Genomic DNA, 12,731 nt, shown 5'->3' with positions numbered 1-12,731 from the left:
GGAGTGCTCGCAATGTTCAAGTCGAACCGGCCGGTTGTCGTCATCGCGCTTGCGGTCCTGATGGGCGCTATCTCGTGCGTCGGACAGTCGCCGCAGCTTCAGTCTCCCCCCGGCGAGCAGCCTCAGCCCGGACTGCTCACCGTCATGTTCGAAAGCACGCAGTTCAAGCGTCCCACCGGCCTGAGTGTGATGGAACAGGTGAACGTGGATACCGGCTGGACTATCAACGACTACTCGCGTCTGTGGATCGGGCGGATCAAGGCGCCGGTCAGCGGCGAGATCGAAGTATTTGCCGAAGCCGACGACGGATTGCGGCTGGACATCGACGGCAAGCGGATCATCGACGGCTGGGGCAAGGATCAGCCCCGATCCGGTACGTTCACAGCACAGAAGGATCAGCTTCTGCCGCTGCGATTGGAGTATTACCAGGACGGCGGGACGGGATTCATCAGGCTGTTCTGGAGCTGGCAGGGCCAGCCACGGCAGTTGATCCCCGCCTCGGCATTTTTCCACACAGCCGAAGACCGCCAGCAGATCGAGCAGATCATGGCGGCCGCGGGTCCGATCGTGCCGGCGCCGATTCCCCCCGCATCGGCGGATACACCCGACAAGTCGCGGGTCTACACCCCGGGGCAAAGGGACGCGATCACCTGGCCAAGCGAGCCGGTTCCCGCCCGCCCGGGGCCGCATCTATTCATCGACGATTACCTGATCGCCACGTCGCAGAATCTGACTCGCCAGGTCTGCCAGCCACAGCGCGATCCCAGCATTCCCAACCCGATCCTCACGTCCCGGGAGGATGGCACCTTCCAACCCTACATGTCCGTCTCCCGCAGCCCGGAGACCGGGCGTTTTCGGATCTGGTACGGCATCTCCACGCCCGACAAAAACGAAAGCGCCTCGGATCTGGCCTGCATCGAGTCCGATGACGGTATCCACTGGATCCGTCCGCATCGCGTGTTGCCCAAGCCCGGTCCACTTCAGTTTGGATCCGAAGTGCTGGACCGCGGGCCTTACTGGCCCGAACCGGATCAGCGATATGTCTACAGCTTCTGGTACGGCGGACTTCGACTGTCGGTCTCGCCGGATGGATTGCACTTCCGCCAGCTCGTGGACAGGCCTCTGATCAGGCACAACCACGACATCAACAACATCGCCTGGGATTCGCTGCGGCGGCGATACGTGGCGACGATGTCCACCTTCACCACCCTGCCCGGACGTTTCAAAGGCGCACGTCGCACCACCCTCCAGAGCTACAGCACCAACCTGCTGGAGTGGAGCCCGCCGGTCTTCGTGCTGGTGGCCGACGAGTCGGTTGATCCGGGCGAAACGCAGTTCTATGCCATGGAAGCCTTCCTCAATCGTGGCCCGCTGCGGATCGCAATGGTCAAGATCCTGCGCGACGATCTGTTCTCCGATCCGCCGGATGTGCTCAAGGCTCGCGGCGGGGATTTTGGCATCGGCTATACCACGCTGGCATGGACCCGCGACGGCGAGCACTGGGTGCGCGATCGCGAGGTCTTCTTCGACCGCGGACCACATGGCTCCTGGGATCGTTCCCACGCCTGGATCGACGAGCAGGTCATCGTCGCAGACCAGGTGTACCTCTACTACGGCGGGTACCGGTCGGGGCACAAGGCCAACCGCTTCACCGACCGCCAGATTGGATTGGTGAGGATGCCGCTGGACCGATACGTTGCCCGCCAGGCCGGCGACCAGCCCGCAACCCTGCTGACCGTGCCGCTGAAGCTCGATGAGAACTGCCGACATCTGCTGGTCAATGCCGACGCCAGCGGCGGCGAGCTTCGCGTCCAGATCCGCGATCCGAAAACCAATGCCGCCATTCCGGGGCTGAGCTTCGATGATTGTCAGCCTGTCAGCGCTGACGGCCTGCGCACACGGATTCTGTTTGGTGATCCGGCCCAGACGGCGCAAAAAATCCAGGCGCTCAACGGGCAGGTTGTGCAGATCGAGTTTGCCCTGCGAAATGCCCGGCTGTTCGCCTTCGAGTGGGCCGACTGGTTCCCCGATGCCACCGCTCGGTAAGACCGATGCATGACCCCGACGGGATTCGAACCCGTGTTACGGCCTTGAAAGGGCCGTGTCCTAGGCCTCTAGACGACGGGGCCGACAGTGAGCGGGCGTGAACCTGGCATCAAGGCGCCGGGCATGGCGCCGCAGGTCGAGTCCGCGAAGGTCGAACAATATGCACATCGCGTGCGCGGCGTCAATCGCCGCGGTGGCTGAGGACGGCGGCGAAGGTTCTCCGCGGGCCACGAGCGGTGGTGAGTAGCCCTTTTTCTGCCGGTCGCGGCGGCGTATCTTCAGCCCGCGCCATGCTGCACTATTATAGGTTTCGTCAGGACCTGTTCGCACCCGTGCCCGCCAGGGAAGTGTACGTCAAGCGTACTGCCGGACGGGGCTGGCCAGAGCAATGCCCGCCTATCCGCGCCGCCAACGCCTTCGGGTTCGATCTGCTGGCCAACTTCGACGTCACGTTTGTCCGCCAGCGCAACGGCGACTGGCGCGCCTCCCCGGACATCGTGATCGAATCGGACTTTGACTGGGCGGCGACGGAAGATTCCCCCGGCGTGCCCCTGCGACAGCAGTATGCCTGGTTCTGGCAGCGCGGGCAGAAGCTGCCGCACGTCATTACCGACAACGTCTACAAACACATCCGCAACCAGGTCAAGCTCAGCAGCTTCCTGTTTCTCAAAACCGACCCCAACGAGCTGCTGATGATGACCGACGTGCCCAACCTCTCGCGGCCGTGGCGCGCCATGACCGCGGTCGTCGATACCGACTGGTATCCGGCCAGCTATCCGTGGCACGTTGTGATCGAGCTGGATCCGAAGCAGCGGCGGATCCGGATCGAAAAGGGCGAGCCGATCTGCCGGGTGATTCCGCTGCGTCGCGACACGTACTTTGCGCAGCAGATGTCGCAGGCGAGCTTCGATGAGTTCTTCACCCGCAGCCAGCAATGGCTGGCGACGCACGGCCGCTTCGAGCACGAGGCCGTCGCGCGGGGCGCGCCTGTGGACATCACGCGCACGTACGTCAGGCAGCAGATCAAGAGCAGGTTTGTCGTGATGACATGATTGCGTGAAGTCAGACTTCATTGGCTTCAACGCTTCGGGGTATTTCGGCGCGCTCCGGGCCGGCCACGCGGGTTGGAGTAGTTGGCGGCGCGGGAGCGGCTGTTGCCGGTGAAACGTGGGTTGGTGTCGCGCCGGTCGCCGCGGTTTTTACCGCCGCCGGAGCCTATGGGTCGCGTCGCCTGGGTGCGTTTGTCCAGGTCAAGGGCGGCCTTGTTGGCGATCGTCGTGTCGTGGCCACGGATGGTCTTTCGTCCGCGGGTTTTGGTTCCGCCGGATTTGTGCATGGGCATTTGAGCCTCCGTTGAAGCTGCTGCTGCATTCGGCGCGCCTGACGAGCGGGTCCGCCGGGCGCCGCGTCCGTGTGGCCCATGTCCGTCAGAACGTCCTCCGGCTGCGACAGGTCTGGCGTGTTACGACAGGTCTGGCGCGCAAGGCCAGCCTGGCTCGCCTGAATGCTGATGCCCTCGGTGAAGAAACCCACCTGGCACCTGGTTTGATCCCATCGACTGGTCATTTTCAAGGAGAGCAGCATGAAGCAGGCGTTGGCACTGCTGGCGATGGGTCTGTTCACTGTCGGCGTGGTGATCGGATGTGAGGCGTCCGGGCGCGTCGGCGAGGACGAATCGGAGTATCGGAAGACGACCATCCACAAGGACAGCGACGACGGCAGTTACAAGAAGACCACGACGGTACGGGAGTCCGACGGCGACAGGACCACGCGGACGGAAATCCGCCGCGAGGACTGAGCCGCCGCGAGGACTGAGCCGCCGCGGTTGCGTCACAGGCGTCCCGCCCGACGTCTATACACATTTCTGGATGCCCTCGTTTTTGAGGCAGCAGAGCGGACAGGCGTCGCGGACGTGCCCGGCGGCATGGAGCTATGAACAACCTGGATGTCGGACTTCTGAATTCGAATGCACCCTGCATGGCCGGGACGGCCATGCCACAGTTGGCTCAAGCGTGGCACGGGCGTCTTGCCCGTGCATACGCGTTGCTTGCGGCGGGCCGCCCGTGACACGAACAGACAATGGTGGGCATCTGCCGATGGGGCTGGGCAACAGTGCGCGTCTGACCGGAATGCCCGCTACAGCAGCGCCGCCAGGTCTCTGGTGGGATCCTTGATGAGCTCTTCCTTGCCGGTGATGTCGAACCGGCGGGCGACGAGCTGGCGATACACCTCGTGTTCTGAGCTTCGTCCGATGGCCAGCACCTGGGCGACGCGTCCGTCGGCGGCGATGCCGATTTCGGCAAACTCCCGCTCGTCGGCGGGGGCGTTGCCATTGCCCGCCGATGCGCGCACCAGACGATGATCCACCAGTCGCGGCTCGCCCCAGGCGTGCAGAGTCAGATCGAAGACCTCGCTGGTGAAGGAGTTGACCGTGTCGTATCGGACGGCGGTGTTGCCGGCCATGTTCGCGCCGGCGACCTGCCCGGTGTACCGCGCGCTGGTCCAGTGATCCAGGATGCGATGCTTGCCGAAAAGCGGATCGTAGACGGCGGCGCAGTCACCGGCGGCGAAGATGCCCGGCACATTGGTCTGGCAGTGTTCATCGACGAGGATGGCCTTTTCCGCAGCGATGGGAGTGCCGCGAAGCAGCTCGCGGTTGATCGTGATGCCGATGGCACTGACCACGAAGTCGCATTCGATCGTCAGTTGCGTCGGAGTGGTTCCGCCGGAGGCCAGCACCCGCTGCACGCGTCCGTCGCCCTCGCAGCGATCGGGTCCGATGTTAGGGTGAACGACGACGCCGCGGCTTTCCAGATAGCGCGTGAGGAATCGCCCGGTGTATTCGCCAGCGAACTTGCCCCAGGGCAGGGCGCGTCCGACGAGCAGCTCGACGTGCAGGCCGACCTGCTTGAGGGAGGCGGCGACCTCGACGGCCAGCAGTCCCGATCCGATGACCACGGCCCGCCCGCGAGCGGCGGCGCGGGGCTGGGCGCCGGGATGGGGTCGGCCTTCGTATTTGGCCTTGTCGATCGCGTGATGGAGCCTGTCGGCGTCGTCAATCGTGCGAAGCGTGAAGACGTTGGGCAAGTCGGCGCCCGGGATTCTCAGCGGGCGGGGGGTGGCGCCGGTACACAGCAGCAGACGGTCGAAGGAGATCTCCTCGCCGCTGTCCAGCGTCACCGCATGCCGCGCCGTGTCCAGGTGCATCACCCGCCGGCCGGTACGCAGCTCGATCTTCTGCTCGTCGTACCAGCCGATCGGATCGATGGCCAGTTCCGTGCGCGTTTTCTGTCGGCGGAGGAATTGTTTGCTCAGGGCCGGTCGCAGGTACGGACGGCTGGTCTCCTGCCCGACCATGAGGATGGAGCCGACGGGGTCCCGTTGGCGGATGGCCGCGGCCGCGGCGCTGCCCGCCGCCCCGGCGCCAACCAACACGTATTTGACATGCAGACTGTTCATCGCCGTGCTGCGTGCCTTTCCAGGGCCTGTGGTGTCTGATTCTCCCTGCCCCGCCCGGCGCTGACACCAATTCTATATGGACATCGGCCTTTATAAGTTCAGCGTAAAGCGCGGCGGCAGACGGGGCTGAGAATCAGACGCCGGGCCAGCAAACCGGGCGAATTGAATCCCTCCGATTCAACTCCCGTATGCCCCGCAGCTAATTATCGGCCTCGCGGCTGAGACGGCTGGAAGCAATCACCGGGCCAATTCAGCCAAATGCGCACGGCAGGTCACCTGTGCCGCCGTTCAGCGTCCGCTGGCAGCACGGGTGCAGTGCACAAACAGCGTCTGCCATTCGATCTCCTGAATCGCGACGCACAGGCGATGTCGCGGATCATCGGGACGATCGTGCAGCTGCTCGACCAGATCAACGAACGCCGACGCGTTCCACCCCTGAGCGATGATACGAAACAGGCTTTTGTCGGCGGGGTAGGGATTGATGATATCTCCGGCGCGCACGGCCAGGGTCGGATTGATCGGATGCTCGGCGGCGCGCCGGTACCAGTACTTGCTGTTGGCAAAGTCAGCCTCCCGGCGATGCAGAATCGCGTGCCAGAAGGAGCCGGTTTCGGTTTCGATCCGCTGCACGATGCGATGGGCCGGCTCGAGCCAGTCGTGCCGCAGCCACAACGCCGCCAGCATCGCTTCGGCGTCATCGGGGCTGTGCACCGGCCCGTCGATCAGGTCCCGGGCGGTGATGGATTCGAGCATGGCCCGCGCGGCCTGGGAGCCGGCTTGGGCCTGTCCCACGACCAGCCGCGTGTAGGCCGTGGCCGCATCCAGACGAAGCAGTTGTCGTCCGATTCGCGACAGCGCATCTCCCGAGGCTTCCAACGGATTTTCCTGGCTCACTGCTCAGCTCCTGCAAGGCGCTCGGCCCGATTCGTCTAGATGGCCGCCCAGATCGTAGCCCGCACTGCGGCGGATTGCACTCGGCCCGGAGCGACATCTCTATAACATATTGTCTGTTACGACTTTATATGCGAACGGAACAGGGATCGCGATTTCTGCAAAAATGGATAAAGCTCAAAGCCGCAAACGTCCGATAACCCGGATATGACTTGCCAACCCGCCCGTTTCATCAACCGAGTAATTGTCCTGTTGTTGACGGCCAGCTTCAGCGGACTGGTCGGCTGCTCGGGCCGGCCCTCGATTCTGCCCAATCCGGACAAGAACCTGCGCAAGACCAGCGCCCAGTTTGCCGCCGACGCCGCCAAGCGCCATCCCTACAAGGCCGACGCCCCCCGAGGCGGACAACTGGCCGCCCGGGCTCAGGTTGGCTACATGCTCGATCGCCTGGAAATCGTCAACCTTTCCGATACCGACTGGACCGACGTGGAAGTTTGGGTGAACAAACAGTACGTCGTGCACGTACCTCGAATCGAGGCGGGAGCCAAACGGACAACCGTCCTGCCGTTTGGGATGCTCTTTGATGACAAGGGCAACAGCTTCCCAACCAACAACAACAAGGTCCGTGTGCAGTCCGTCGAGCTGTACATGGACGGAAAGATGTATGACGTGACCACAAAACTCGCGGATTAGCGCGTTGACGAATCTGCCCGGATCAGGCGTATCGCCTTTCGCCTGCGGCGTGCTAACGTCAAGCGCAGTTCATCCGTAACAGCCTTTTTGCCCTCAACGGCGTAAAGCCCGGCGATTCGTGACGCCGGGCTTTGCGTTTCTGGATCGCGTAGAATCCCCGACCATGAAGGCACTGGTCAAGAAACATCGCCAGCCGGGGCTTTGGCTGGAAGACGTGCCGCTTCCCACGATCGGCATTAACGACGTGCTGATCCAGGTCCTGCGCACCGGAATCTGTGGCACGGACCTGCACATCTACAACTGGGACGCCTGGGCACAGAAGACCATTCCCGTGCCGATGGTCATCGGGCATGAGTTCGTCGGGCGAATCGTCGAGGTGGGCAGCAACGTCAAGGACTTTTATCCCGGCGAGATCGTCTCCGGCGAAGGACACGTCGTGTGCGGGCGCTGCCGCAACTGCCTGGCCGGGCGAAGACACCTGTGCAAGGACACTCAGGGGATTGGCGTGAATCGCCCGGGCGCGTTCGCCGAGTACATCGCCATCCCGATGACCAATGTCTGGGTGCATGATGATCGCATCCCGCGCGACGTACAGGCGATCTTCGATCCCTTCGGCAATGCGGTGCATACGGCCCTGAGCTTCAACGTGCTCGGAGAGGACGTGCTGATCACCGGCGCCGGCCCGATCGGCTGCATGGCCGCCGCTGTCGTCAGGCACGCCGGCGCACGCTTTGTCGTGGTGACGGATGTGAACCCCTATCGGCTGGAGCTTGCGCGAAAACTGGGCGCGGACGTGATCGTTGACGCCCGAACCGAAAGGCTGCCCGACGTGCAGAGAAAACTGGGAATGAAGGAAGGCTTCGACGTCGGTCTGGAGATGAGCGGCAATCCCACGGCCCTGCGCGACATGCTTGCCAACATGGCGCACGGCGGCAAGATCGCCATGCTCGGCATCCCTGACGGCCAGATCCCCATCGACTGGAACACCGTCATCTTCAACATGCTCACGATCAAGGGAATCTACGGCCGCGAAATGTACGAGACCTGGTACAAGATGACGGTGATGCTTCAGAGCGGCTTGAACATCGAGCCGGTCATTACCCACCGCTATCACTTCACCGAGTTTGAAAAAGGGTTCCAGGCGATGCGCGACGGGCAGTCCGGGAAAGTCATCCTCACCTGGAACGAGGGGTAGTTCGCTCGGCGCGAGTCGCTGGCGGATCTCACGACTGCGGCGAGGGGTTCGACGCCGAAGGGTCGCCGGTGGGCGGCGGCGCCTGATCCGTCGCCGCAGGCGGTCCCAGCAGCTTCATCAGAATCGGCCTCAGCCCATCCGCCCACACCTGATAGCCCCTGACACTCAGGTGCAGGCCGTCGATCGTCATCTCGTCCAGGAGCCGGCCATCGGCACCGGCGAGCTTGTCGTTGACGTTGAGGTAGAAGACCGTTTGTCCATCGGCGCGGCGGGCCAGCTCGTCGTTGATCCGGCGGATTTCCCCGAGCACCGCGGGATTGTCGTTGCGCGGGAAGATCGCGGTGAGGATGATCTTGGCGCCCGGCGCCTTTTGACGGCACGCGGCGATCAGCGCGTCAAAACCCCGCAGGATATCCGCCACCTTCTGGTCATCGCCAGGCACGTTGCCGACGTTGTTCGTGCCCGCCTGGATCACGATCACCTTCGGATTCACCCCGTCCAGCTCGCCGTTGCTGATCCGCCAGAGCATGTGCTGGATACCGTCGGCGCCCCAGCCGAAGTTGCCCGCATTCCAGCCGAAAAAGTTCTGCTTCCAGTTCTCCAGCAGGGCTGCCCACTGCGGATCGCTGCATCCCCATCGACGCGTGATCGAATCGCCCAGAAAATACAGATCGATCCGCCCCGACCTGGCCTTGGCCACAAGCTGCTCGTGGGCGAGCATCGAATTGGCGTCCGTGCGCGGCACGGGCGTGGCGGCGGAGTCGGGATTGTGCCTCGGCGCGGTCATCGTTGTGGTGGTGGCGGCGCGTGCCGGCCCGTCGTGCATGCGTCGTTGTCGCTTGCTATCGGCCGGCTGTGCGGCAGTATATCGTGCCGTGAATCCGACGCGAATCATCGGCTCCAATCGTTTGCTGCGAACATGACGGCAACTTCAACTCCACAACTGCGCAGGGTCGGCCCGGTCACGCAACTGTATGTGAACGACAGACCGTTTCTGGTGCTGGGCGGAGAACTGGGCAACTCGACGGCATCGGATCTGACCAGCCTTGATGAGGCGCTGACGAAGTGTCGGCGGATGAACCTCAATGCGGTACTGCTTCCCATCTACTGGGATCGGCTGGAGCCTGCCGAGGGGCAATACGACTGGTCACTGCTGCGAGGCGCGATCGATCTGGCTCGGCGACAGGAGCTGCGGCTGATCCTGCTGTGGTTCGGCACGTGGAAAAACAGCATGTCGTGCTACGCACCGAGCTGGGTCAAGCGCGACACGGCACGATTTCCGCGCGTGCGGCTGAGCAGCGGTGAAGCCGTCGAGATCATCAGCCCCCAATCCGAGGCCGCCAGCGACGCCGACGCCCGCGCCTTCGCCACGCTCATGCGATGGATCCGTGAATACGACGCGGCCCGGCAGACCGTCGTCATGGTGCAGGTCGAGAATGAGGTGGGCATGATTCCCGAGCCTCGGGATCATTCCGAACAATCCGAGCACGTCTATCGATCTCCCGTTCCACAGGCGCTGCTGTCGCTGGCGAGGCGCGGAGCGCTTGGTCCTGAAGTCGACGCGCTGTGGCAGCAGGCCGGAGGAAAAACGCAGGGAACCTGGAGCGAAATCTTCGGCGACACGCCCCAGGGACAGGAGGTATTCACGGCCTGGCAACTGGCCCGCTATGTCGAGAAGGTGGCCGCCGCCGGCAAACGCGAATACCCGCTGCCGATGTTTGCCAACGCCGCGCTGATCCGTCCCGGCTATCGCCCCGGTCAGTATCCCAGCGGCGGCCCGCTGCCGCATCTGCTGGAAGTCTGGCGTGCCGCGGCGCCGTCGCTGGACATGATCTGCCCGGACATCTATTTCCCCAACTTCATCGAATGGGCTGATCGCTACCGGCGCGGCGGGAATCCGCTTTTCATTCCCGAGATGGCCGCCTCAAGCCGCGCTCCGGCCAACGCGCTGTATGCCCTGGCGCAACTGGGCGCCATCGGCGCCGCACCATTCGCCGTCGAGGACCTGAGCCTGGATAAACGCCAGCAGCTTGCCGATTGCTACCAGATGCTGGCCGGGCTGTCCGACGCGATCCTGCGAGCTCAGCAGGATCAGACGATCATTGGGCTGTGCCCGCCCATCGGATTCGACTGGTCGATCTCAGATCAGCCGCAGCGGAGGCAACTGGGCGGGGTGATCTTCGAGGCGCGATTCGACCGGCCTGCTGCCGCCGATCACCATACGCCCGCCACCGCTTTGCCGACACTCGGCGTCGGTCGATGGGATGCTCCGCCCGCCACCGCTCCAGGCGGCGTGATGGTCCTTCAACTGTCCGAGCGCGACGAGGAGTTTGCCGTCGCGGGACTCGGGACTACGCTCACGTTCAGCCCTGCCGACGGCAAGGGCAAGATCGGCATCGACTGGGCGCAGCAAGGGCATTACCTGCCTGATGGAACCTGGCGAGGAGCACGCTGGCTGAATGGCGACCAGACCCATCAGGGCCGCCACATCCACCTGCCCCCGGATCGATGGTCGATTCAGCGCATCAGGCTATACCGGTACCAGTAGACCCCTGAAAGACCGGACCCGCACGCACAAACTGACTCGGGGCGACAAGATTTGAACTTGCGACCTCCTGGACCCAAACCAGGCGCTCTAATCCAAGCTGAGCTACGCCCCGGGATATTTCATGTTATCCCGAACTTGGCCGCGGGCAAATCCCCCCGGCCTCCTTGCGCATTCCGGATTCTTCGTTTCCCCTAGCGCAGCGGTGCCAGTGGGAGGCAATTGCCCGAGTGGTTGGCGTGTCACGGGTGGCCTGCCAGTCCCGCGGCCGCGGCAAGGTGGTCAGTCGCGGGTACCAACCTACAATGCAGCCTTGGAGGTGCCGCAGTGAGCACATTGACCAGACAATCTACCAGCGTCATCGCCGCTTCGATTGAAGTGTTCAGGTCACAAAAAGCCCTGGCGGAGGGGGCGATCGCGCAGACGTCCGACGAGGATCTGCGAAAGCCCCTGGACGCCAACACGAACAGCATCGCCGTCATCATGAAGCACATGGCTGGTAACATGATCTCGCGATGGACCGATTTTCTTACGAGCGATGGCGAAAAGCCGGACCGCGACCGCGACGGCGAGTTCATCGATGATTTCCCGGATCGGGCCGCGATCCTGGCGTACTGGGAGAGGGGGTGGCGATGCACGTTCGACGCGCTGGGCGCGTTGAGCGATGCGGAGCTGTACAAGACGATCACCATACGCGGCGAGCCGCACCACGTCATCGACGCGATCCAGCGGCAGATCAGCCACTACGGCTACCACGTCGGACAAATCGTGCTGATCGCGCGCGTACTTAAGGGGGAGCGGGAGTGGAACGTGCTGACGATCGCGCGCGGACGCTCACGACAATACAACGAGCAAGTGGGTTACCGTGCCTGACGCGACGATGCCGAGCCATGGCCATCAACTGCGACCGACCACACGCCCGTTGGGCAGCCGCAGCGGTGGCAGGGCGTTTTCGATCTCGGCGCGGCGCGGCTCGTACCATGGCGGCAAAACCAGCGATGAGCCAAGTTGATCGATGCTCTCATCCACGGCGAAACCCGGCCCATCGGTGGCGATCTCGAACAGCACGCCTCCCGGCTCGCGAAAGTAGATCGATCGGAAGTACTTGCGGTCCATGATCGGCGAGACGTTGTAGCCCAGCTCGACCAGACGACGATGCCAGCCCGCATGCTGGGCATCATCCGGAGCTCTGAACGCCACGTGGTGCACCACGCCCGCGCCCATGCTGCCCCGTGGCGCATCCGGCACGCACAGCAGATCCACGACGGCGGCGTAGCCGTCCGCGCAGGCGGCTCGGTAGCGGAAGCGGTTGTGCTCACTTCCGTCGGCGCGCAGGTGCATCACGTCGGTCAAGAGCCTGGCCGTTTCCTCGTAGCCTTCTTCGGCGATGGTCACACTATGGAAGCCAACGATGCTGTGAGCCAGCGGAATCTGGGGGTGAGTTGAGATGCGGGCGGGGTTCGCTGCCGAGGCGACGATGTCGAGCCTGATCCCGTCCGGGTCGAGCAAGCTCAGTGCTTCCTCGCCGAGACGATTCATCAAGGCGATTTGGGCAACCCCGTGTCTTGCCAGCCGCTCGTTCCAGAATCCCAGCGATCCACGGGGCACGGCAAAGGCGATGGCGATCACCTGCGGTGGCCCCACGCGCCCGCGAGCTGCTCCGGGCCAGGCGAAGAACGTCATCGCCGACCCCGGCCGACCCGTCGCGTCGCCGTAGTAAAGGTGATAGCTGCCCGGATCATCGAAATTGACGGTGACCTTCACCAGCCGCAGCCCCAGCACGCCGCTGTAGAAGTCCAGGTTCGCCTGCGCGTCGGCGGTGATCGCGGTGACGTGGTGGATCCCGGGCAGGTTCAGCATGCCCATTGTATGCCCGGCGACGGCCAGGCGACTGCCGGGCCA

The 12,731-nt window shown here is 63.7% G+C and carries 12 protein-coding genes and 2 tRNA genes; 7 read left to right on the top strand and 7 right to left on the bottom strand.

The features are described 5' to 3' along the window. Positions 1-12 precede the first annotated feature (12 nt). Complete coding sequence (locus ACQS5P_RS06580) at positions 13-2,046, top strand: PA14 domain-containing protein (protein WP_428940106.1); 2,034 nt, start codon at positions 13-15, stop codon at positions 2,044-2,046. Positions 2,047-2,056: 10 nt separating this feature from the next. On the opposite strand, the gene ACQS5P_RS06575 is transcribed toward ACQS5P_RS06580, so the two are convergent. Beyond that, a tRNA-Glu gene (locus tag ACQS5P_RS06575) sits at positions 2,057-2,129 on the bottom strand. Positions 2,130-2,336: 207 nt separating this feature from the next. Here ACQS5P_RS06575 and ACQS5P_RS06570 point away from each other — a divergent pair. Next, positions 2,337-3,098, top strand: coding sequence for a DUF6065 family protein (locus tag ACQS5P_RS06570; RefSeq protein WP_428940105.1), 762 nt, complete (start codon positions 2,337-2,339; stop codon positions 3,096-3,098). A 26-nt stretch (positions 3,099-3,124) separates the two neighbouring features. Here ACQS5P_RS06570 and ACQS5P_RS06565 read toward each other — a convergent pair whose 3' ends face one another. Then, complete coding sequence (locus ACQS5P_RS06565) at positions 3,125-3,388, bottom strand: hypothetical protein (protein WP_428940104.1); 264 nt, start codon at positions 3,386-3,388, stop codon at positions 3,125-3,127. A gap of 240 nt (positions 3,389-3,628) precedes the next feature. On the opposite strand from ACQS5P_RS06565, the gene ACQS5P_RS06560 reads away from it, so the two are divergent. Continuing rightward, positions 3,629-3,844 (top strand): hypothetical protein, encoded by a 216-nt coding sequence (locus ACQS5P_RS06560; protein WP_428940103.1) that lies wholly within the window; start codon positions 3,629-3,631, stop codon positions 3,842-3,844. Positions 3,845-4,182: 338 nt separating this feature from the next. On the opposite strand, the gene ACQS5P_RS06555 is transcribed toward ACQS5P_RS06560, so the two are convergent. Both ACQS5P_RS06555 and ACQS5P_RS06550 read right to left on the bottom strand, forming a co-directional pair. After that, a complete protein-coding gene (locus ACQS5P_RS06555; protein WP_428940102.1) occupies positions 4,183-5,505 on the bottom strand; it encodes an NAD(P)/FAD-dependent oxidoreductase in 1,323 nt (440 codons plus the stop codon). A gap of 288 nt (positions 5,506-5,793) precedes the next feature. Further along, on the bottom strand, positions 5,794-6,399 hold the full coding sequence (locus ACQS5P_RS06550; RefSeq protein WP_428940101.1) for a hypothetical protein: 606 nt from the start codon (positions 6,397-6,399) through the stop codon (positions 5,794-5,796). A gap of 204 nt (positions 6,400-6,603) precedes the next feature. Here ACQS5P_RS06550 and ACQS5P_RS06545 point away from each other — a divergent pair, with 204 nt between their 5' ends. Then, the gene (locus tag ACQS5P_RS06545; RefSeq protein ID WP_428940100.1) at positions 6,604-7,089 is read left to right on the top strand and encodes a hypothetical protein; all 486 of its coding nucleotides are present in this window, start codon (positions 6,604-6,606) and stop codon (positions 7,087-7,089) included. A gap of 163 nt (positions 7,090-7,252) precedes the next feature. After that, positions 7,253-8,284, top strand: a complete 1,032-nt coding sequence (gene tdh, locus ACQS5P_RS06540; RefSeq protein WP_428940099.1) for an L-threonine 3-dehydrogenase — start codon at positions 7,253-7,255, stop codon at positions 8,282-8,284. Positions 8,285-8,312: 28 nt separating this feature from the next. Here tdh and ACQS5P_RS06535 read toward each other — a convergent pair whose 3' ends face one another. After that, a complete protein-coding gene (locus tag ACQS5P_RS06535) occupies positions 8,313-9,179 on the bottom strand; it encodes a GDSL-type esterase/lipase family protein (protein ID WP_428940098.1) in 867 nt (288 codons plus the stop codon). Between the two features lie 24 nt (positions 9,180-9,203). Here ACQS5P_RS06535 and ACQS5P_RS06530 point away from each other — a divergent pair, with 24 nt between their 5' ends. Beyond that, complete coding sequence (locus ACQS5P_RS06530) at positions 9,204-10,832, top strand: DUF5597 domain-containing protein (RefSeq protein ID WP_428940097.1); 1,629 nt, start codon at positions 9,204-9,206, stop codon at positions 10,830-10,832. Between the two features lie 36 nt (positions 10,833-10,868). Here ACQS5P_RS06530 and ACQS5P_RS06525 read toward each other — a convergent pair. Next, positions 10,869-10,944 (bottom strand) — tRNA-Pro (locus ACQS5P_RS06525). 212 nt (positions 10,945-11,156) lie between these two features. Here ACQS5P_RS06525 and ACQS5P_RS06520 point away from each other — a divergent pair. Beyond that, on the top strand, positions 11,157-11,702 hold the full coding sequence (locus tag ACQS5P_RS06520) for a DUF1572 family protein (RefSeq protein ID WP_428940096.1): 546 nt from the start codon (positions 11,157-11,159) through the stop codon (positions 11,700-11,702). A gap of 24 nt (positions 11,703-11,726) precedes the next feature. On the opposite strand, the gene ACQS5P_RS06515 is transcribed toward ACQS5P_RS06520, so the two are convergent. After that, positions 11,727-12,689 (bottom strand): ring-cleaving dioxygenase, encoded by a 963-nt coding sequence (locus tag ACQS5P_RS06515; RefSeq protein WP_428940095.1) that lies wholly within the window; start codon positions 12,687-12,689, stop codon positions 11,727-11,729. Positions 12,690-12,731: the final 42 nt, after the last annotated feature.

The organism is Fontivita pretiosa (assembly GCF_050410795.1).
Taxonomy (GTDB): domain Bacteria; phylum Planctomycetota; class Phycisphaerae; order Tepidisphaerales; family Tepidisphaeraceae; genus Fontivita; species Fontivita pretiosa.
Note: the sequence above shows the minus strand (reverse complement) of the source record. Positions and strands in the feature narration are given on the sequence as shown.